This is a genomic window from Streptomyces sp. NPDC002730 (assembly GCF_042888805.1).
In the GTDB taxonomy this organism is placed as follows: domain Bacteria; phylum Actinomycetota; class Actinomycetes; order Streptomycetales; family Streptomycetaceae; genus Streptomyces.
Genome location: NZ_JBIAQG010000002.1, coordinates 696,030 through 716,063, shown reverse-complemented (window position 1 = coordinate 716,063; position 20,034 = coordinate 696,030). Strand labels below are relative to the sequence as shown.

The window sequence follows — 20,034 nt, the reverse complement described above, 5'->3', positions numbered from 1 at the left end:
GTGACCGCCATCACTGACGACGAGAACGAGGCCGCCGACCGCTGGGACGACGGGCTGATCGCCCGGCGGGCCGGCGGCCGGGACGAGGAGCCCGAGAGCGAACCGGACGAGGACCTCCTGGCCGAGACGCATGTGCCGATCGGTGGTGCCTATACCGGGCCGTTGCGGGTCCGGCTGGATGCGCTGCGCGAACTGATCGGCCTGTCGCGGACCCGACTGGACGGCAGGACCCTCGCGGAGGCGGGACGGGTCCTGGACGAGGCGGCCGCCCGGCAGCGACTCTCCTCGCGGCACACCGTCGTCGCCATCGCGGGCGCTACGGGGAGCGGGAAATCGACGCTGTTCAACGCGCTCGCCGAGGTGCCGATCTCGGAGACGGGGCTGCGCAGGCCCACCACATCCGCGCCCATCGCCTGCACCTGGTCGGAGGGCTCGGCCGGTCTCCTCGACCGGCTCGCCATCCCGCCGCGGTTGCGGCGCAGACCGCTCGCCGGCGGCGACGAGGAGCTGTACGGGCTCGTCCTCGTCGATCTGCCCGACCACGACTCGGCCATGGTCAGACACCGGGAGCAGGTGGACCGGGTGCTGGCACTGGTGGACGCGGTGATCTGGGTCGTCGACCCGGAGAAGTACGCGGACGCCGCGCTGCACGAGCGGTATCTGCGGCCGCTAGCCGGGCACGCGGAGATCACCTTCGTGGTGCTCAACCAGGTGGACCGGCTGCCGGGCGAGGCCGCCGACCAGGTGCTCGACGATCTGCGTCGGCTCCTCGACGAGGACGGCATCGCGCTCGGCGAACACGGCGAGCCCGGCGCCACCGTGCTCGCGCTCTCGGCGCTCACCGGCAGCGGTGTCGGTGAACTGCGCGAGCTGATCGGGAAGTTCGTGCAGGAGAAGAACGCCGCCGCTCGCCGGCTGTCCGCGGATGTGGACGCGGCCGCCGCGAAGCTCCGTACGGTGTACATCGCCGACGGGCGCACCGGTCTCGGTGAGCGCTCGCGCCAGGACTTCGCCGCACGGCTGGCGGAGGCGGTCGGCGCGAAGGCGGCGGGCGAGACCGCGGAGCGCGAGTGGCGCAGGAACGCGAGCCGGGCGTGCGGGACGCCGTGGCTGCGGCTGTGGCGCTGGTACGAGCGCACCCGTATGCGGGGGAGTGGCTTGCTGGAGGCCGCGGCCCCGGTGGAGGACGAGCTCACGGCACGGCAGCGGGTCGAGCAGGCGGTGCGTACGGTCGCGGACGAGGCGGCACAGGGGCTGCCGGGGCCGTGGGGGCAGGCGGTGCGTGAGGCTGCGCTTCGCGGGGCCGAGGGGCTGCCCGAGGCGCTGGACGAACTGGCAGTGCGCGAGGCGCGGGCGATGAGCGGTCGGCCGCCGCGTGCCGCGTGGTGGCCGGTGGGGGTGCTGGCGCAGGTGGCGATGACCCTGCTTCAGGTCTACGGAGGGCTGTGGCTGGTGGGCCAGATCATCGGCGTACTGGAGCCGGGCCTTGTGCCGCCGGCGCTGGTGATGCTCGCGGGGATCGTGGGCGGGCCGCTGGTGGAGTGGGCGTGCGCGGCGGCGGCCCGGGGACCGGCGCGCCGGTACGGGCACGAGGCGGAGCGACGGCTGCAGGAGGCGGCCGCGGGGTGCGGGCGGGCGAAGGTGCTCGATCCGGTCGTGACGGAACTCATGCGGTACGAGGAGGTACGGGAGCGGTACGCGACCGTCTCGGGGCCGGGGGTGACGAAGTTGTCCACACTGCTGCGGTAGTCCACAGGCGTCGGCGGGATGTTCCTGTCCGGTCCAGCATGGAGATCGGTCGGCGAGAAGACCGGTCAGTGCAACAACCGGACGGGGAGGTGGCCGCGGTGAACGACACCATGGTGACGGTGGTGGGCAATGTCGCCACGAATGTGGAGTACCGGGAATCGGCGTCGGGAGGGGTGGCGCGATTCCGCATTGCGGTGACGCCGAGACGGTGGGAGCGGCAGAGCGGGAGCTGGTCGGACGGACACACCAGCTTCTACACGGTCTTCGCCTGGCGGACGCTCGCCGTGAATCTCGCCGGATCCGTGTCTGTCGGTGAACCTCTTCTCGTCCATGGACGGTTGAAGGTGCGGGAGGAAGCGCGGGACGGGAAGCGGAGGACGTTCGTGGACATCGAGGCGGTGGCGGTGGGACACGACCTGACGCGGGGGACGTCTGCATTCCGGCGAGTGGCAAAGGCGGAGCCGAATCTGACGGAACGTCCGCAGGGGGCGCAGACGCCGGCACCCGTGTCCTGACCTGGAGTTGTGGAGATTTGTCGAGTCAGAAACGGTGAAACGGCGGTGATGGGCGGCCGGGTGGCGGGCGGGTAGCGGGCGGCGATAACGATTCCGAGTCGGAATGGTTGTCTGACGGTATGACGGGGGACTGGGGTGCGCGGCGTCTCTAGGATTTCCGCGTACTCACGGGGCACTTGAGTCTGCAGGCGAGGCACTCCCCCCACGCGCCACACGCGAAAAAGGCCTCGTCCGGAGGGGAATTCTGTGTTTGCTGTGTTCTCTGCGTCATCTGTACGCAGGCGGGGCGCCGCTCGTCGTCTTACTGTCGCGGCATTGATGTCGGGCCTCATCGCGACGGGCTCCATGGCCGGCGCGGGTGCGGCCGCCGCCGACGACGGCGGCGTTCAGCACCAGGGGGGCGCGGTCGCCACTCTTGACGGGTTGAAGACTTACGACCGGGCCGTGCTCCACACGAACGGCAAGAATCACGAGATCCCCGCCGGGGTGTTCGAGATGACCGTCGACGGCGGCGGGCGGCTGAAGACGTACTGCATCGACATCCACAACCCGACCCAGGAGCAGGCGAAGTACCTGGAGACTCCCTGGAACCAGACGTCGCTCGGCGGCAACAAGAACGCGGGCAGGATCCGCTGGATCCTGCAGCACTCCTACCCGCAGATCGACGACCTGGCGGCGCTGGCCAAGGACGCGGGCACCGGGCCGCTCTCCGAGAGGACCGCGGCGGCCGGCACTCAGGTCGCCATCTGGCGCTACTCGGACGACGCGGACGTCGACGCCCTGGACCCGCAGGCGGAGAAGCTTGCGGACTGGCTCGAGAAGGCGGCCACGGACGTCGCGGAGCCCAAGGCCTCGTTCAGCTTGGAGCCGAGTGCAGTTTCCGGCCTGGCGGGCGGCCGGCTCGGCCCCGTCACGGTCCGCACCGACGCCGACCGGGTCACCGTGAACCCGCCGGCCGACGCCGCCGCCAGCGGCATCAAGGTCACCGACGCGGCCGGCAAGCCCGTCACCTCCGCTGTCAACGGCGCCCAGCTGTACTTCGACGTCCCGGCCGGCGCCGCCGACGCATCGGCGACGCTGACCGCCCAGGCCACCACCTCCGTGCCGGTGGGCCGGGCGTTCGCCGGAGCGACCAAGAGCCAGACCCAGATCCTGGCCGGCTCCAGCGAGACCACGGTCTCCGCGGACGCCACCGCCACCTGGGCGAAGGCGGGCGCGATACCGGCGCTCTCCGCGAAGAAGAACTGCGCCAAGAGCGGCGTTGACATCACCGCCACCAACAAGGGCGACGCTCCGTTCACCTTCGAGCTGATGGGCTTCAAGCACTCCATCCCGGCCGGCGCATCCAGGACCGTCACCCTGCCGGTCGCCGAGGACCAGGCGTACGACTTCACCATCACCGGGCCCGACGGCTTCAAGAAGAACTTCAAGGGCGTACTGGACTGCAAGACCACCGGCACCGCGGCCCCGGAGACGGACACCGCCTCGTCCCAGCTCAGCCCCGCCTCGGCCGGCGGCGCTTCCGCGGGCCTCGAGGGCGACCTTGCCGAGACCGGAAGCTCCAGCGCCACCCCGATGATCGCGGGCATCGCGATCGCGCTGGTCGTCGTCGGCGGCGGCGCGGTCTTCTTCCTCCGCAAGAAGAAGACGGCGGGCACCGAGGAGTGAGCACGTATACGCGCAACGTGACGCTGCGCTGATGACGGCCCCGGTATGCCCGCGCGTACCGGGGCCGTTGCCGTCGGCGATGTGATCGCCACAGCAATGATGAGCGCGAGCGCCACCACCACGACGAGCGCCACTTCGAGCCCCACCGCAGCCGCGTTGATCATGCTGACGATGCGCGTGGAGGCCACTGCGAGCAACGTCTGGATGAGCAGCACCACGAGCGTGATCAGGCGGGCTGTACCCTCGTCCGGCTCGATGTCGGCGAGCGGCATGAATGCCTGGCTCGCAAGCGCATTGTCGACCGCCGCCACGCCGATCGCCAGGTAACAGAAGGTCAGCCGACCGAACCCTCAGCCGATCTTCGGGCAGGCCAGCCGCGAGGCCCATTTGGTAGGAGGAGCCGCTGAGCGGGATGCGGGCCGCGAACTGCGCGACCACCAACGCCACCAGGGTCTGCCCTACCAGGGCCGTCGACCACCCCACACCCAGGCGGGTTTTACAGCCAGTGTCGTATCCTCACTGACTGTGACACTTTTTTTCGTGTACGGCACGAAATGTGAGGTGTGCGCACCCACGAGATCGATCTGCGCGGAGCCCGGGCCGGGCCGTCTGTGGGCCGTGCGAGGCGGATCGGTGCTGCCCACCGACGACCATCAATGACAGATCAACTGCAGGAATGAAAACGGAAGACCCAGGTCAGGGACCCCTGGCATTACTGGTTTCGTTCCCGGGGTGGCGGTCAGGCAAGATGGGGTGTATCTGCCCACCCACTTCTTGCCGGACGGTTTCTCTTGGCTGAGTACATCTACACGATGCGCAAGACGCGCAAGGCGCACGGCGACAAGGTCATCCTCGATGACGTGACGCTGAGCTTCCTGCCCGGTGCGAAGATCGGTGTGGTCGGCCCCAACGGCGCCGGTAAGTCCACCGTGCTGAAGATCATGGCCGGCCTTGAGCAGCCGTCCAACGGTGACGCGTTCCTGTCGCCCGGCTACACCGTCGGCATGCTCCTCCAGGAGCCCCCGCTCGACGAGTCCAAGACCGTGCTGGAGAACGTCCAGGACGGCGCCGCCGAGATCATGGGCAAGCTCAAGCGCTTCAACGAGGTCGCCGAGCTGATGGCGACCGACTACTCCGACGCGCTGATGGAGGAGATGGGCAAGCTCCAGGAGGACCTGGACCACGCCAACGCCTGGGACCTCGACGCCCAGCTCGAGCAGGCCATGGACGCGCTGGGCTGCCCGCCCGGCGACTGGGCGGTCACCAACCTCTCCGGTGGCGAGAAGCGCCGCGTCGCGCTCTGCAAGCTGCTGCTCGAGTCCCCCGACCTGCTCCTCCTCGACGAGCCCACGAACCACCTCGACGCCGAGTCCGTGCAGTGGCTGGAGCAGCACCTCGCCAAGTACGCCGGCACCGTCGTCGCCGTCACCCACGACCGGTACTTCCTCGACAATGTCGCGGGCTGGATCCTGGAGCTCGACCGCGGCCGCGCCATCGGCTACGAGGGCAACTACTCCACCTACCTCGAGAGCAAGCAGTCCCGTCTCAAGGTCGAGGGCCAGAAGGACGCCAAGCGCGCCAAGCGGCTCAAGGAAGAGCTCGAGTGGGTCCGCTCCAACGCGAAGGGGCGGCAGGCCAAGTCCAAGGCCCGCCTCGCCCGTTACGAGGAGATGGCCGCCGAGGCCGACAAGATGCGGAAGCTGGACTTCGAGGAGATCCAGATCCCGCCGGGCCCGCGTCTGGGCTCCGTCGTCGTCGAGGTCGACAAGCTCTCCAAGGCCTTCGGCGACAAGGTCCTCATCGACGACCTCAGCTTCACGCTGCCGCGTAACGGCATCGTCGGTGTCATCGGCCCGAACGGCGCCGGCAAGACCACGCTGTTCAAGATGATCCAGGGCCTCGAGGCCCCCGACTCCGGCGAGATCAAGGTCGGCGAGACCGTCAAGATCTCCTACGTCGACCAGAGCCGCGCCAACATCGACCCCAAGAAGACGCTGTGGGCCGTCGTCTCCGACGAGCTCGATTACATCAACGTCGGCCAGGTCGAGATGCCGTCGCGTGCCTATGTGTCGGCGTTCGGCTTCAAGGGCCCGGACCAGCAGAAGCCGGCCGGCGTCCTCTCCGGCGGTGAGCGCAACCGCCTCAACCTGGCGCTGACCCTGAAGCAGGGCGGCAACCTGCTGCTCCTTGACGAGCCGACCAACGACCTCGACGTCGAGACGCTCTCCTCGCTGGAGAACGCCCTGCTCGAGTTCCCCGGTGCGGCCGTGGTCGTCTCCCACGACCGCTGGTTCCTCGACCGTGTCGCCACGCACATCCTGGCGTACGAGGGCGAGTCCAAGTGGTTCTGGTTCGAGGGCAACTTCGAGTCGTACGAGAAGAACAAGGTCGAGCGCCTCGGTGCGGACGCGGCCCGTCCGCACCGTGCCACCTATAAGAAGCTGACCCGGGGCTGAGTCGCACATGGCCCGGTACATCTACCGCTGTCCCCTTCGCTGGTCGGACATGGATGCCTTCGGGCATGTCAACAACGCTGTCTTCCTGCGGTATCTGGAAGAGGCGCGGATCGACTTCATGTTCCGGCTGGCGCCGGGGGACGGTTCCCCGTCGTTCTCCGGCGGGTCCGTCGTGGCCCGGCACGAGATCGACTACAAGCGGCCGCTGATCCACCGGCACGAGCCGGTGGTCATCGAGCTGTGGGTGACGAAGATCAGCGCGGCGTCGCTGACCATCGCGTACGAGGTCAAGGACGCCGAGGGCCCCTCGTCGCAGGTCTATGTGCGGGCCTCGACCATCGTCGTGCCCTACGACCTCGGCGCCGAGCGCCCGCGCCGGATCAGCGCGGAGGAGAAGTCCCTCCTCCAGAAGTACCTGGACGACGCCGACGAGGGTGCTATCGCAGCATGACCGTGCCCGTGCGGAGTCTGCACTTCGCCGATGCGAGGGAGGCGGAGGATCTCGCCGCCTTCCTCGCCCGGCTGATCCACTACGACCGCGCCGCCGCGGTCAGGCTCCAGGCCTGGGCCGGCGCGCTTGCCGTTTTCGGGCGTCCGCCCTCCTTCGAGGTGCTCGCGATCCGTACGGCACGGCTCGGCGACCCCGCCGAGCTGGATGCAACCGTCTCCGCGGGCGAACTGCTGGAGTGCATCGGCGCTGAGGACGGCGCGGAGTTCACCGTGCCCGCCGCCGTCACCGGTCCGCCATGGGCCGGTGTGCTGCCGCCGCGCGGCGGCTGGCGCGAGATCTCCGGACTCCCCGAAGTGAATACGATGCGCGGCGCGGTCGCCGCCGCCGTCGCCGAATTCCGCACCCGTGACGAGCAGTTGCCCGCCGAGCGCCGCACCCGAGCCGAGCGCGACCGGATCGGGCGCGAGATCTGGGCGCGCACTGTTGCCGGCACCGGACTGCCGTTGCGTGCTGTGCACGCCGCCCAGTCGCTCGGCTTTCTGCGACCCGGGGTCCCGGTCGCGCTGCTGTCCGCGGGCGGCTGGCTCAGACTGCGAACGCCCTTCGGGTCGATCGCCGTACGCACGTCCGGTATCGGCGGACTGAGCGTGACCCCCACCAGGCTCGGTTGACCCACGCCCGGAAGCGGTGAGCGTACATCTTCCGCTCCGCGCTTGGCGGGCCGGAGCGCGGTGTTCGGCCCGCGGTGTTCGTCCCGCGGTGTTCGATCCGAGGTGTTCAGTCTGCGGTGTTCAGTCTGCGGCGTTCACCATCGTCGCCGCGGCATAGGTGAGGTAGTTCCACAGCTGCTGCTCGTGCTCCTCCGAGAGTCCGAGCTCGTCGAGAGCCGTGCGCATGTGCTTCAGCCAGGCGTCGTGCGCGGCCCGGTCGACGGTGAACGGCGCGTGCCGCATCCGCAGCCGGGGATGGCCGCGGTGCTCGCTGTAGGTGCGCGGACCGCCCCAGTACTGCATCAGGAAGAGAACAAGCCGTTCCTCGGCCGGTCCCAGATCCTGCTCCGGGTACATCGGCCGCAGCACCGGGTCCTCGGCAACGCCCTGGTAGAAGCGGTGGACGAGCCGCCGGAAAGTCTCCTCGCCGCCGACCTGCTCGTAGAAGGTCTGCTCCTGAACGGTGCCGCGCGGAATCTCGTTCACGTGAATAAGCCTCGCAATGTGTCTCTGGTCAGCCCCGAGGGGTGTCGGCCGGGGGTCCGGGGGTAGCCCCCGGGGAGTGCAGCACCCGTCCATCGTCTCAGACGCACCGGCGGAGGACTCCAGCCCTAGGACCACCCCCGATCGGGTGCTCGCCCAGGGGGCGGTGGCGCAGGAGAGTGGAGGCATGGCTGTGCACCTGGACCGGTTCGCCGAGCCCGCCGCCGAGGCGCGGCGGTTGTTGGTGCGGGAGATCGTGGCGGGCGGCGGGCTGACCGACCCGGCCTGGCGGGCGGCGTTCGAAGAGGTGCCGCGGCATCTGTTCGTGCCGTACTACTACGGGAGCCGGGCGGGCGCGTACGAACGCCTGTGGTGCGAGGACCCGGACCCCGTGCGGCGGGAGCGCTGGCTGCGGGGTGCGTACGCGGACGGGCCGCTCGCCACCCGGGTGCGCGACGGTGAGCTGCTCTCCTCCAGCAGCCAGCCCTCATTGATGGCCCGGATGCTCGAGGAGCTCGATGTCGAGGACGGGAACGCCGTACTCGAGATCGGCGCGGGCACCGGCTACAACGCCGCGCTGCTGTCGCACCGGCTCGGCGACGACCTGGTGACCACTGTCGACCTGGACCCGGAGATCACCGAATCGGCGCGGTCGCATCTCGCGGCCGCCGGCCACCACCCCACCGTCGCCACCGGCGACGGTGCGCGCGGCTGCCCGGGGCGCGCCCCCTTCGACCGCATCATCGCGACCTGCACGCTGCCGTCGGTGCCGTTCGACTGGCTGCCGCAGTGCAGCCCGGGGGCGCGGATCCTGGCTCCGCTCTCCACCGGGCTGATCGCGCTGCGGGTGCGTGACGACAGCGGCGGCAGAAGTGCGGAGGGCCACTTTCTGCGCACATCGGCGTACTTCGTGCCGCTGCGCGGTGGCGAGCTGCCGCGGGAGGGACATATCGGCGGGCTGCCGAGGCGCGCGATCGAGAACGACCTCTTCCGCTTCCTGCTGACCCTGACCGCGGGCAGCCTCGATCCGCACGAGGCCCTCTCGCTGTGGGAGCGCGAGCGGCGCCCACAGCGGGACCGGTTCGGGGTCACTGTCAGTGGGGACCACCAGTGGGCCTGGCTGGACGACCCCGAAGGGCCGTACGCCTGGCCGCTCGGACGCCCGACCGGCTGGCCCGCCGCGGCGGGCCGCCAAGGCACGCCCTAGCTAGCCGCGCCGGATGGTGATGGTCGTCCAGGCGCCGACATGGACCTGGTCGCCGTCGTTCAACGGGATGGGCACATAGGGCTGGATCGGGTCCTCGGCGCCGTTGAGCGTGGTGCCGTTGGTGGAGTTCTGGTCGACAACGGCCCAGGAGCCGTCGGGCTGCTGGACCAGCACCGCGTGCTGGTGCGAGACGCCCGGGTCCTCCGGCGGTACGGACAGATCGATGTCGGGGGACTCGCCCGTGGAGTGCCGGCGGCGGCCGATGGTGATCTGGTTCCCGGTGAGCGGCAGATGCTGCTCGGGCGAGTACGCGGGCAGATTGAGGCCGGTGGCCTCGGGGCCGCTGCGCTGCATCATCGCCAGGAAGTACTCACGGTCGGGCGAAATGACGGCGGTCCAGCCCGCAGGGGTCTGGTACTGGGGCGGCTGCTGCTGGCCGGGCTGCTGGCCCTGAGGTCGGCCCTGCTCCTGGGCGTACTGCTGCGGCATCGGCTGCTGCTGGAAGGGATCCCCCGGCTGCCGGAACGAATCCGGCTGCTGCGGCGCCTGCGGACTCTGCGGTGCCTGGGGCTGCGAGGGCGGGGACAGCATCCAGTCGTCGCCACCGCCCGTCTGCTGGGGCTGCGGCGGGGCGGGCGGAGCAGGCTGCTGGTACGCGGGCGGCGCCGGCGGGCCGGGCTGCCCCTGCGGGTTGGGGAACGGATTCTGCGGGAAGGACGGCGGGGCCGGGGGACCCGGCTGCTGCTGGTACGGCTGCTGCTGGGCCGGCGGTTCGTTCGTCAGCGGCTCGGCCGGCCGGTTCATCTGCGAGGGCCGCGAGCTCTGGTAGTCGTACGGATCATGCTGCGGCGGCTGATGCTGCTGCGGCGGCTGATGCGGCTGAAGGTGCGGCGGCGGGGGCGGGGGCGGCAGCGGTGCCGACGCCTGCGCGGGCTGGGACTGGAAGCCCGGCGGGAGGTTCATCCCGGGGGGCTGCTGGGACGGAGCCACCGGGGTGTACGACGTCGCCGTGTGCGTGAGGAAGTTGTACCGGCACTCCTCGCAGAACGGGGCCATGGCCTCGCGCGGGGTGCGGCACTGCGGGCAGAGCTCGGCCTGGGCGGTGGCGTTCGGATCGCCGGGGCCCGGGTAGCCGTAGGCCGGCGGCGGGGGAGGCGGCGGCGGAACGGCACCCGCGGGAGCGCCAGGACCGGCCATGCGGTGGCCACAGACCTCGCACCAGTCGTCGGAACCCGACTGGTGTCCGTTCGGGCAGGTCGGCATGTCGGCGCTTCCCCCTCTCCTTGTTCGGCCCGAGGGCCGTTCACATCACTGTTTCTGCTGCTACTTCTTCACACGAACCGTCTTGGTGGAGCGCGTTTCGAGGGTCATCTCGTCGGCTTCCGCGACCTTCGCCTTCAGTCGCACAGTACCTGTCGCCGCATCGACGACGTCCACCACCTTCGAAAGGAGTTTCGCAGTGTCCTCGTTCCCCGAGTCCGCCGCGAGCTGTACCGCACGGCCCAGTTTGGCGGTCGCGCCGTCGAAGTCGCCCGACTTGCGGGCATCCAGCCCCTGTTGGATGACTTGTGCCAGTTCGGCCTGCCCCGTGTAGTGCGCGACCTGGGGGTTGATCGAGGTGGACGCCACCATGTCGTCCGTCCACACCGCCTTGACGAGCCCTTGCGAAAGCACCTCGGGAGCGCCGCCGTCCGCCGCCGGAATGATCAGCGAGACCCGGGCCGCCAGCATCTCCTGACCGATGCCCGCCTCCGGCACCTGGACGCACACGTGGTAGTCGCGGGACTCGTCACCCCAGGAGCCGGTCGGATAGTCCCCGGCCCGCGGCCCCGCCTCCGTACGCCGCCCGGTCAGCTCCTCGACCGTCGGCGCCACCTGCTTGACGAACTTGATCTCCACACCGACGGGCGTCCACAGCCGCAGCGCCACATCCGCGACCTCCTTGCCCATCGCGTTCTCCATCATGCTGGTGAAGTCCGCGGCCAGCCCGGCCGGGTCGGCGACGATATCGGCCGTGCCGAGCAGTGCCGAGGCGATGCCGGTGACCTCCTTGACCTCCCAGTCCGTGCCGACTCCGCGTGCGTCGCAGGTGAAGCGGCCCGCGTTGGAGTCCAGGGCGGCCCGCAGATCCTCCGGGGACTCGTGCTCGTTGCGCCCGTCGGTGAGCAGGATGCCGTGCCGGATCGGGACGTCGGAAGAGGCCAGCAGCCGGTCGGTCAGCCGCAGCCAGGTGCCGATCGCGGTGCCGCCGCCCGCGCTGAGCCGACGCAGGGCCTCCTTGGCCTGGCCGCGGGTCTGCGCATCGGCGACCGCGAGCCGGCCGCCTCCGGGATAGACCTCGCTCGCCACATGCGTACCGGCGACCACCGCGAAGGCGACACCGTCGCGCAGGGTGTCGATGGCGGCGGCCGTGGCATCACGCGCATTGCGCATCTTGGTCGGCGGATAGTCCATGGAGCCGGAACAGTCGACCATGATCACCACAGCGGCGCTCGTTGCCTGCCCCGGTATGTACGAGGGGGAGGACGACGCTCCCGCCAGCGGCGCACCGCCGCTGGTGCCGCCTCCGGTGGAGGTGACCGTGACGATCGCGTTGACCTCGCGGCCGCCCTCCGGCAGAAATTCGTTCTGGTACACCTCGACGGAGAACTGCGGCACCTGGGATTTGGAGAAATTGGCCATCTGATCGGCTCCTTGAGGCTCCACTGGGGCGGCGAGAAAAGGACACGGGTGTCCCGCGGGCGACGGCTCGCCGGACATATCGGGGCTCAAGCCTTGTTGTAGGCCGATCCTGCCCCTTGGTGCGGCACGGCGAACGGCAGGACGGCCACTGTTACGTTGTCGTGGCCGCCGCCGTCGAGCGCATGACCGACCAGTACCTGCGCGCTGTGCAGCGGCCGGTCCGCGGCACCCACCGGGATGGCCCGGGCCATCTCCTCGGCGCCTTCCGCGTAGTTCCACAGGCCGTCCGTACAGACCACGACCACACCGGGCCGGTCGGGCTTGAAGGAGGCGGTGTGCGGCTCGAGTTCGTACGCATCGGCTCCCAGCCAGCCCGTGATGGCGTGGGCGCGCTCGTCGGCGTACGCCTCCGCCTCGCTCATCAGGCCGGCCGACACCATCTGGGCGGCCCAGGAGTCGTCCTCGGTGAGCCGGGCGGGCGGGCCGCTGCGGTCGTCGGGCACCCAGTAGGCGCGGCTGTCGCCGACCCAGCCGATGACCAGCAGACCGGCGGCGGCCACCGCGCCGACGATCGTGCACGCGGGTGCGTTCTGATGGCGGTGCGGATCGTGCTCCATGGCCTCGGCCTGACCGGGGTCCACGGCAAGGGAGTTGACCGCCTCGGAGGCGGCGATGATCGCCTCGTGCATGGCCTGCTGGGGGTGCGTGCCGCGCGGCAGCGACTCCAGCAGCAGCTCGTTGGCGGCGCTCGCGGCGGCCTCCGAGGCCTCGTCGGGGCGGGTCGCCGAGGAGACCCCGTCGCAGACGATCGCGACGACGGCGGGTGAGCCGTCCGGCAGAGCCGTGCAGGAGACCGCGAACGAGTCCTCGTTGCGGTGGTGGCGCAGCCCGCGGTCGCTGACGGCGGCGACCGAGCCCAGCTCCTGCTCCATGTGATCGCGCTCGCGGGGCTGCGCGTGGCCGCAGTTCTCGCAGTAGCCGTCGGTGTCGACATGGCCGGCGCGGCAGGCCACACAGAGCTTGGTGCCGGGCGCGGAACGAGCGCCGGGCGCGGAAGGGGTGGCGGGGTCCACGGCGCGCGGGTCGGCGGTCACGGCGGTGCCCGCATCGGGCGCGGCCAGCTCGAAGTCGCCGCTCGATGAGGCACTGGCGTCGGCGGACGCCTCATGGCCGGGCGGATCGTCGTACCGCACGGCCGATGCGGACAGCTGACCGCCGCCCGAGTCCGTACCCGCCAGATCGTCCGGCAGATGTACCGGCGCGGGCGTGCCCGAGGTGTCCGTCCCGGTGGCCGCCGGCCACTCGACGGGAGTGCCGATGGCGACGGTGGGATGGTCGTCCCGGGGCGCGGGCGCGGCCGACAGGTCGTACCCGCACGCACCGCAGAACAGGTCACCCGTCTCCAGCGGTTCCTCGCAGCTGGGGCATGTCGCCCCGGTGGCCAGCTGATGCTGCTTCTGCGACGACATCAATCACACCCACGTCCGGGGGCGGAAACGGTTCGCCCGCTCCACCAGGTCTATCCGCTCCTCGCCGCGCTGGGCGAGCCGGGCGAGCACCCGGTAGGAGCGTTCCAGCCCGAAGCGCAGGCCGCGCTCGTCCAGTTCGCTGCCGAGTAGCAAGGTCGCTGCGCTCTGTATGTTCGGTGCGGTCGGTACGGACGGCCGGGCTCCGGGACTTCCGGAGAGTACCCAGTCGAGAGCCGTCCCGAGTACTTCTGTGGACAACTGCTCACGGCGCACCGCGTCCAGACCGAAGTCCTTCAGGGCGTCCACCTGCGCCGCGGCCGCCGTCAGGTCGTCGATCAGGGGGTCGTTCGCGGCGCGTCGCCGCAACCTTGCCCGTACGGCCGCGACCCGCGCCGCCGTGTAGTGGATCGACGCCTCGGGTACCGACTCCAGGGTCCGTACGGCTCCGGCCCGGTCGCCCGCCGCGATCTGCACCCGGGCCAGGCCGAACGCGGCGCTGACATAGCTCGGGTCGGTCGTCCACACGAGGCGGTAGTACTCCGCGGCGTTGTCCAGCTGGCCGAGCACCTCGGCGCAGACGCCCAGCGCCAGCTTGGGCGCGGGCTCGCCGGGGAACGCGTCGTAGATCGCGTCGAAGGACAGCGCCGCGACCTCGTTCTCACCGGTCACCAGCGAGGTGAGACCGCGGTACCAGACGACGCGCCAGTCGTCGGGATGCTGGCTCTCCAGTGTCGCCAGCGCCCTGGTGGCGGAGTCCAGTTCGCGCATCTCAAGGCGGGCGCGCAGCTCGCGCAGCCGGGTCTCGGGAGAACTGGCGGCCGCGGAGTGCAGCGCGGCGATCAGCTCGGCGGGCGCGGAGGCCATGAGGCCGGCGAGGAAACCGGCGTTGGGGTCGTTCGGGTCGACGCGCGGCACCGGCAGCGCGAGCGAGGTCGCCCGGGTGTCGAGCACCGCGAGATGCGGTGCGAGGGACAGGCCGGCGGGCGGCGAGCCGAGGCCCTCCGCACGTGGCGCGGGGATCGCGGCGGCCGGTGGCGCGTAGGGGTTGGCGACTCCGGCGCCCGGGACTCCGGCGCTTCCGGCGCCCCAGGGGTGGGCCGCCGGAGCGGCCCCCACCGCGGCCGAACCGTTCCCGGCCGCCGTCGCGCGCCCGCGGCCCGAAGGCTGCACCACCCGCGCGCCCAGCTGCGACACGTCTCCCGTCAGCTCCGCGAACAACTGCGTGTCCGTGACCCGCAGTTCTGGGCCGAACAGCGTGGACAGCGCAGGCCGCGGGCGACCCGTCTGAATCGCCACGACCTCCCGGAGCACGCCCGTCAGCTGCTCCGCCATCTCCTGCGCCGAGGCGAACCGCCGCGCCGGATCCGGGTCCGTCGCGCGCACCAGCAGCCGGTAGAAGGACTCGTACGTCCGGAAGACCTGGATGTTCTCCGGGTCGGGCAGGGAGTCCACGAACACATTGGTGTAGCCCTGGAAGTCGAAGGTCAGCACGGCCAGCGTCCGCGCGACCGTGTACAGGTCCGAGGCCACCGACGGGCCGACCTCGGCGACCTCCGGCGCCTGGTAGCCGACCGTGCCGTAGATCGCGGACTCGTCGTCGTCCATCCTGCGGACCGCGCCCATGTCGATGAGCTTGAGCTGATCCTGCTGCTGGATGGCGTTGTCGACCTTGAAGTCGCAGTACAGCAGGTTTCTGCTGTGCAGATGCCCGAGCGCCTCCAGCGCCTCGATGCCGTACGCGCACGCCTGCTCGACCGGCAGCGGGTCGCGTTTGCCGTCCGCGCCGCGCCGGTCGTTGGCGATCTCCTTCAGCGACTTTCCGCCGACGTACTCCATGACGATGTAGCCGTCGAGAGAGCCGGTCCGCTGATCGAGGTGCTCGACGAAGTTGTAGATCCGGACGATGTTGGAGTGCTCGATCTCCGCGAGGAAGCGGCGCTCCGAGATCGCCGCCGCCATCGCGTCCTGGTCGCCCGTGTCCAGCAGACCCTTCAGCACCACCCAGCGGTCGGACACGGCACGGTCCACCGCCAGATAGACCCAGCCCAGGCCGCCGTGGGCGAGACAGCCCATGACTTCGTACTGCCCGTGCACGATGTCGCCCTCGCTCAGCTTCGGAACGAAGGAGTACGGGTGCCCGCACTTGGTGCAGAAACCTTCCGTACGGCCGGCGCGCTCACCGCGCGAACGTCCCACCGCAGCCCCGCAGTCGGAGCGCGAGCAGAACCGCTTCCGCTCCGGAACCTCCGGGTTCTCCATCACCGCCGAGCGCGGATCGGGGCGCGGCACATCCGGTACGGAGACCAGGCCGGCCCCCAGGCGGTTGCGGCCGGACGCGCCGGAGCTGGTGCCGGAGCTGCGCACCGAGACCGAACGGGACGAGGTGCTGCTGCCGGAGAGCGAACGCGACAGCCGGCCGGAGACGGAACGCCGCGAGGTCGACGAGCGCGACGAGGCCCGCGAGGAGCGTGAACTGCTCCGTGCGGAACTGCTGCCCCGGCCGCCGCCCGTGATGCCGGTGGGCTGCGAGACGACCATGCCGGTGGGCGAGACGACGGGCGCAAGACCGCAGGTGTCGCAGTACAGCTCACCGCTGCCCATGTCCTCGTAGGAGCCCTCACAACCGGGGCGCTGACAGTGCTTGTCCTCGCTCACGAATCCCCCCTGCGGTCAGTGGGCCCGGACGGTCCGGACTGTTTCGGGACCAGTACTTCCGCGGCGGCCTGCTGATAGCGCAGCACCGCCTGCTCGGCGACCCGCAGATCGCACGGCGCGCTCCACAGCATCCGGCGGGCCGCGTCGTACCGCTCGATCAGCAGCGGATCCTCCGCCATCCCGTGCCTGGCCACCTTCGCCTTGTACGCGTCCAGTCGGCCGCGCAGCTCGGCGCGGACCGCGAGCGGCGCCGTAACCGCGGTCAACGACTCGCGGGCGCACAGCAGTTCGTCCTCGGCCTCGCGCTCCAGGGACTCCAGCAGCGGCGAGAGCCGGTGCCACTGGGAGTACCTGCGGTACTCGGCGGCGGTGGCGAGCCGCTCCTGCAGTACGGTCGGCGGGCCGCTGACCGCGGGCACCTCGGATGCCGCGATCTTCGCCAGCACCTCGCCGCGCGCCGAACGCGCCTCGGTCAGCGTCCGGTCGGCGCGCGAGAGCACATCGCGCAGCCGGAGCAGCCGCGCCTCCGAGTCCTGCCGGACCTGGAGCACCGCCTCGATCTCCCGGCGGATGTCCTCCAGGGCCCGTGCCGCCCGGTCGTAGCGGTCGGTGTCGGGCCGGCCGCCGCCCGGGGCCGAACTGCCGGGCGCGGACCGCCAGAAGGCCAGCGGGTCGGAGATGACCTGGGCGCGCAGTGTGGACAGTTCGTGGGTGATCGACTCCAGCTCGTCGCCGGCCGGGTGCTCCCCGGGCCGTACGCCGACGGAGTGCGCGAGCGAGCGGGTGCGCTGCAGCTCGGCGGAGAGCAGGTCTATCCGGGCGGGCAGCGCGGACCACACCGAGTCGGCCGTCACCACCATGTCCAGCGAACTCGCGTACAGCTCGTTCATCCGGGCCACCAGCTCCTCGAGCGTGAACTGCTCGGAGAGCTTGGCGGGTCCGGTGATCGAGGGAGCCGGGTGAGCGGCGGAGCTGGCGATCGTGACGCTGCGGCCGCGCAGCCGGTCGGTCAGCTCCACCAGGTCCTCGCGACTGGGCCAGCGCCGCCTGGCGCGCAGCTCACGGGTGTCGTTCAGGGCGGCGGTGTACGCGTCGAAGTACCCCCACAGCAGCGTTATCGCCTGCTCGGTGGAGGCCCAGCGGTCCTTGGTGACGCCCGTCAGCCCGGCACCTTCGAGGAGCCTGCGGCCCGCGTGGTCCTGCAGGGCGAGGAGCGACGTCTCGATCGCCTCGTGCTCCGCGCCGAGCCGCGCCAGCGCACGGTCCACCTCGTCCCGGTCCATCACCGGCCCGGTGGGTCCCGCGACGCCCATCGATCACCTCTCCGCTCTTCCTGCCAGGACTAGTCGTTCGTAGGTCAGCCGGTGCGGTACTTGGGCGCCGGCGGCCCGGTTATCCCGGGCAGATCGGCCACCAGCCACTTGTTGTACGCCTCCGTCCAGGGGCCCTTGCGGTAGTCGTCGAGCACCTTGTTGACCCGGCGCACCAGGTCGTCGTTGCCGAGCTTGGTGGCGACGCCGTAGAACTCGGTGGTGAAGGGCTTGCCGCCCTTGAGCTCGACCGCAGGGTCCTGCGCCGCCTGGCCGGCCGCGAGGGCGGCGTCCGTCACGACCGCGTCGACGAGGCCCATCTGGAGCCGGACCAGGCAGTCGAGCTGGTTGGGCACGGTGAACCGGTCCTCGTCCTGCGGCTGCCCGTCGTGCGCGTCCTTGAACGTCGCTCCGAAGGAGCTCTTCTCCAGGGCCTCGTACGCCGTCGAGCCCTCCGCCGAGCAGATCTTCTTCCCGGCGAGCGACGTGTTGTAGCCGGTGATGGACGAGCCCTTGGGCGCGAGCACCTGCTGGCCGGTCTGGAAGTACGCGGTGGAGAACGCGACCTGCTTGATCCTGGCGCAGTTGATCGTCATCGTACGGACGACGATGTCCACCGTGCCGTTGTTCAGCGCGGGTATGCGCTGGTTGGTCGGTATGGCGCGGAAGATGACGGCGTCCGGCCTGCCGAGGAGGTCCCGGGCGATGGCCCGGGCGAGATCGATGTCGAAGCCCTCGAGGCCGCCGCTGGCGGGATTGCGATAACCCCAGCGGTAGCTGTTCTGGTCGACGCCGACGATCAGCTTGCCCCGCTGCACGATCTTGTCGATGTTCGGCCCGTCGGCGGCCGACGACGGCAGCGAGGCCTCGGGCGTCTCGCAGTCGTCGGCCTTGGCGGGCCGGGCCGAGGCCACGCCCTGACCGGCCAGCGCCGCACCGGCGTTGTCCGCGGCGCCGTGGGACAGCGGCAGCAGTGTGGCTGCGGCGGTCAGGGCGCAGGCCGCGGCCATCCCCGCGACGCCGCCCCAGCCACGGAACCGGGTCCTCATGTCCGTCATCGCGCCTCCTCTCACCGGTACTCCGAAAGCCTGCGGTTGATGCCGAGAATCGCTCCCGCCGCGCCCAGCACAGCCAGCGCCGCGGCGCCGACCGGCAGCCCGGACAGTGCCCCGCGCCCCGACTCCGCGGACGCCGTGAACTCGCTCTGCTCATGGTCGATCGCCTGACGCAGCGCCGCGTCCACCCTGTCGAAGGACTGGCCCGTGGAGCTCTTCGCCCCGATGGTCTGCTGCAGGGCTCCTTCGTAGTCGCCGTCGTTGTCGGTGCTGCGCGCCTTCTGATGGCGGGTGCGCCACTCGGCCACGGCCGTGGTGGCGTCCGCGACGGGGCCGCGGCCCTCGGGGTCGTCGGCGAGGTCCTTCGCCCACTTGAGCGTGAGACTGACGGCGTCCATGCGGTTCTTGTAGGTGAACTCGTACTGGTCGTTCTTGCCGTCCGGGGTGAGGACCGCGCCTCGTGCCACCAGTGTCAGGTTCTCGTTGGCACGGGCCTGCAGCGCGTGCACCCGGGAGGTGTTGAGAGTCTTCAGGGAATCCTGTCCGCGCTCCATGGCGGCCTGCAGCTCGGTGCGGGCCACTGTGTGCCCCACGATCAGCCAGAGGATGACAATCGTCGAGGCCGCTGTGGCGGCCAGCAGCCCATGGTTGAACATGCGGTTCGTACGCCGGTAGTTGCGCCGCTGGGCCCAGACGAGCGCGGCCAGCGCCAGCACGCCGAGACCGAGCGAGGCGAACGGCCAGTCGCGCGCGTCGCCGGTGTCCTGGCCGAGTCGCGCCGTCTCCGCCTTGTAGAGCTTGTCGGCGGCGGGCAGCAGCTCGGTCGACATCTTCAGGTTCGCGTACCGCAGATAGGCGCCGCCGAGCGGCAGGCCCTGCCGGTTGTTGGCGCGGGCGCGCTCGATCAGGCCTGTGTAGCGCGGCAGCTGCTCATTGAGCGTCGCTATCTCGCGGCCCGATTCGGTCGAACTGTCGGTATTCGCCGCGGCGTTGATGAGCAGACGGGACGCGGCCGTGATGTCCCTTTCGTACCGCTCGTGGATGACGCGCGGTTCTTCGGCACCCGCGAGGAAGCCGCTGGCCGCCGCGGCGTCGGCGTCGGCCAGCGAGCGGTGGATGGACGCGGCGTCCGCGCTCAGCGGCTGGCTGCGGCTCACCACATCGTCGGCCGCGGCCGCCCGGTCGGAGATCTCGAACGCGGTCACCGCGCCGAACGCCACCACCAGCGCGGCCAGCACGGCCCCGATGATCTGCAGCCGGCCGGGCTCGGTCGTCGCAGCCGTACGCAGCCGCTCCTTGCCCTCGGCCCATGCGCCGCGGTGGGCGGGTGGCTGGGCCGGCGGCTGTGCGGGCGCATACGCCGCAGCCGCTTGGGGCGCGGTGCGCGCAGTCGGCGGGTATGTCACGTGACCTCCCCCTCGGTCGCTGACGTCGGCCCGCCCCCCGGCGGGTGGGGGACGACTCCCGGTCAGCAGTATGGCCGCAGTGACTGACATTCACAGCACGATTGACTGGATCTTGTTGCAGTCGCAGCAATTCAGGATCCTGCCAGGCCGTTCTCCCCACCACTCTCCCCACCATGAATACGCTTCAGCGCCTTGATCGGTTCCCGTTGCACGGATGC

16 protein-coding genes are annotated in these 20,034 nt (G+C 70.7%); 8 read left to right on the top strand and 8 right to left on the bottom strand.

All coding sequences use genetic code 11. The features are described from left to right. The 7 genes from ACFYXH_RS08080 (at position 1) to ACFYXH_RS08050 (ending at position 7,510) form a co-directional block, all read left to right on the top strand. The gene (locus ACFYXH_RS08080) at positions 1 to 1,749 is read left to right on the top strand and encodes a GTP-binding protein (protein WP_389561258.1); all 1,749 of its coding nucleotides are present in this window, start codon (positions 1 to 3) and stop codon (positions 1,747 to 1,749) included. Between the two features lie 98 nt (positions 1,750 to 1,847). After that, positions 1,848 to 2,264, top strand: a complete 417-nt coding sequence (locus ACFYXH_RS08075) for a single-stranded DNA-binding protein (protein ID WP_389561257.1) — start codon at positions 1,848 to 1,850, stop codon at positions 2,262 to 2,264. Positions 2,265 to 2,582: 318 nt separating this feature from the next. Further along, positions 2,583 to 3,932, top strand: coding sequence for an LAETG motif-containing sortase-dependent surface protein (locus tag ACFYXH_RS08070; RefSeq protein ID WP_389561256.1), 1,350 nt, complete (start codon positions 2,583 to 2,585; stop codon positions 3,930 to 3,932). A gap of 45 nt (positions 3,933 to 3,977) precedes the next feature. After that, on the top strand, positions 3,978 to 4,259 hold the full coding sequence (locus ACFYXH_RS08065) for a hypothetical protein (protein ID WP_389561255.1): 282 nt from the start codon (positions 3,978 to 3,980) through the stop codon (positions 4,257 to 4,259). Between the two features lie 464 nt (positions 4,260 to 4,723). Beyond that, entirely contained in the window at positions 4,724 to 6,388 is a 1,665-nt protein-coding gene (ettA, locus tag ACFYXH_RS08060) for an energy-dependent translational throttle protein EttA (RefSeq protein WP_389561254.1), read from the top strand. A 7-nt stretch (positions 6,389 to 6,395) separates the two neighbouring features. After that, entirely contained in the window at positions 6,396 to 6,839 is a 444-nt protein-coding gene (locus ACFYXH_RS08055) for an acyl-CoA thioesterase (protein WP_389561253.1), read from the top strand. Next, a complete protein-coding gene (locus tag ACFYXH_RS08050; RefSeq protein WP_389561252.1) occupies positions 6,836 to 7,510 on the top strand; it encodes a hypothetical protein in 675 nt (224 codons plus the stop codon). Before ACFYXH_RS08055 ends, ACFYXH_RS08050 begins: the two co-directional genes overlap by 4 nt. A 120-nt stretch (positions 7,511 to 7,630) precedes the next feature. Here ACFYXH_RS08050 and ACFYXH_RS08045 read toward each other — a convergent pair whose 3' ends face one another. Further along, the gene (locus ACFYXH_RS08045; protein WP_389561251.1) at positions 7,631 to 8,035 is read right to left on the bottom strand and encodes a globin; all 405 of its coding nucleotides are present in this window, start codon (positions 8,033 to 8,035) and stop codon (positions 7,631 to 7,633) included. Positions 8,036 to 8,219: 184 nt separating this feature from the next. On the opposite strand from ACFYXH_RS08045, the gene ACFYXH_RS08040 reads away from it, so the two are divergent. Further along, the gene (locus ACFYXH_RS08040; RefSeq protein ID WP_389561250.1) at positions 8,220 to 9,239 is read left to right on the top strand and encodes a methyltransferase domain-containing protein; all 1,020 of its coding nucleotides are present in this window, start codon (positions 8,220 to 8,222) and stop codon (positions 9,237 to 9,239) included. On the opposite strand, the gene ACFYXH_RS08035 is transcribed toward ACFYXH_RS08040, so the two are convergent. The 7 genes from ACFYXH_RS08035 to ACFYXH_RS08005 form a co-directional block, all read right to left on the bottom strand. Continuing rightward, a complete protein-coding gene (locus tag ACFYXH_RS08035; protein ID WP_389561249.1) occupies positions 9,240 to 10,502 on the bottom strand; it encodes an FHA domain-containing protein in 1,263 nt (420 codons plus the stop codon). Positions 10,503 to 10,562: 60 nt separating this feature from the next. Further along, positions 10,563 to 11,921, bottom strand: a complete 1,359-nt coding sequence (locus ACFYXH_RS08030; protein ID WP_389561248.1) for a VWA domain-containing protein — start codon at positions 11,919 to 11,921, stop codon at positions 10,563 to 10,565. Between the two features lie 86 nt (positions 11,922 to 12,007). Then, positions 12,008 to 13,390: a PP2C family serine/threonine-protein phosphatase gene (locus ACFYXH_RS08025; protein WP_389561247.1), complete on the bottom strand. Its 1,383-nt coding sequence runs from the start codon at positions 13,388 to 13,390 to the stop codon at positions 12,008 to 12,010. A 3-nt stretch (positions 13,391 to 13,393) separates the two neighbouring features. Beyond that, on the bottom strand, positions 13,394 to 15,991 hold the full coding sequence (locus ACFYXH_RS08020) for a tetratricopeptide repeat protein (RefSeq protein ID WP_389561306.1): 2,598 nt from the start codon (positions 15,989 to 15,991) through the stop codon (positions 13,394 to 13,396). Between the two features lie 50 nt (positions 15,992 to 16,041). Beyond that, positions 16,042 to 17,328: a hypothetical protein gene (locus ACFYXH_RS08015; protein ID WP_389561305.1), complete on the bottom strand. Its 1,287-nt coding sequence runs from the start codon at positions 17,326 to 17,328 to the stop codon at positions 16,042 to 16,044. A gap of 74 nt (positions 17,329 to 17,402) precedes the next feature. Continuing rightward, on the bottom strand, positions 17,403 to 18,413 hold the full coding sequence (locus tag ACFYXH_RS08010) for a glutamate ABC transporter substrate-binding protein (RefSeq protein WP_389561246.1): 1,011 nt from the start codon (positions 18,411 to 18,413) through the stop codon (positions 17,403 to 17,405). A gap of 11 nt (positions 18,414 to 18,424) precedes the next feature. Beyond that, the gene (locus ACFYXH_RS08005) at positions 18,425 to 19,816 is read right to left on the bottom strand and encodes a hypothetical protein (RefSeq protein ID WP_389561245.1); all 1,392 of its coding nucleotides are present in this window, start codon (positions 19,814 to 19,816) and stop codon (positions 18,425 to 18,427) included. Positions 19,817 to 20,034 lie beyond the last annotated feature (218 nt).

Excerpts from the sequence above, each read along its gene's own strand:
- ACFYXH_RS08070 (WP_389561256.1), top strand. The coding sequence starts at position 2,583 with ATGTCGGGCCTCATCGCGACGGGCTCCATGGCCGGCGCGGGTGCGGCC.
- ACFYXH_RS08065 (WP_389561255.1), top strand. The coding sequence starts at position 3,978 with ATGCCCGCGCGTACCGGGGCCGTTGCCGTCGGCGATGTGATCGCCACA.
- ACFYXH_RS08055 (WP_389561253.1), top strand. The coding sequence starts at position 6,396 with ATGGCCCGGTACATCTACCGCTGTCCCCTTCGCTGGTCGGACATGGAT.
- ACFYXH_RS08050 (WP_389561252.1), top strand. The coding sequence starts at position 6,836 with ATGACCGTGCCCGTGCGGAGTCTGCACTTCGCCGATGCGAGGGAGGCG.
- ACFYXH_RS08040 (WP_389561250.1), top strand. The coding sequence starts at position 8,220 with ATGGCTGTGCACCTGGACCGGTTCGCCGAGCCCGCCGCCGAGGCGCGG.
- ACFYXH_RS08035 (WP_389561249.1), bottom strand. The coding sequence starts at position 10,502 with ATGCCGACCTGCCCGAACGGACACCAGTCGGGTTCCGACGACTGGTGC.
- ACFYXH_RS08030 (WP_389561248.1), bottom strand. The coding sequence starts at position 11,921 with ATGGCCAATTTCTCCAAATCCCAGGTGCCGCAGTTCTCCGTCGAGGTG.
- ACFYXH_RS08025 (WP_389561247.1), bottom strand. The coding sequence starts at position 13,390 with ATGTCGTCGCAGAAGCAGCATCAGCTGGCCACCGGGGCGACATGCCCC.
- ACFYXH_RS08020 (WP_389561306.1), bottom strand. The coding sequence starts at position 15,991 with ATGGGCAGCGGTGAGCTGTACTGCGACACCTGCGGTCTTGCGCCCGTC.
- ACFYXH_RS08015 (WP_389561305.1), bottom strand. The coding sequence starts at position 17,328 with ATGGACCGGGACGAGGTGGACCGTGCGCTGGCGCGGCTCGGCGCGGAG.
- ACFYXH_RS08010 (WP_389561246.1), bottom strand. The coding sequence starts at position 18,413 with ATGACGGACATGAGGACCCGGTTCCGTGGCTGGGGCGGCGTCGCGGGG.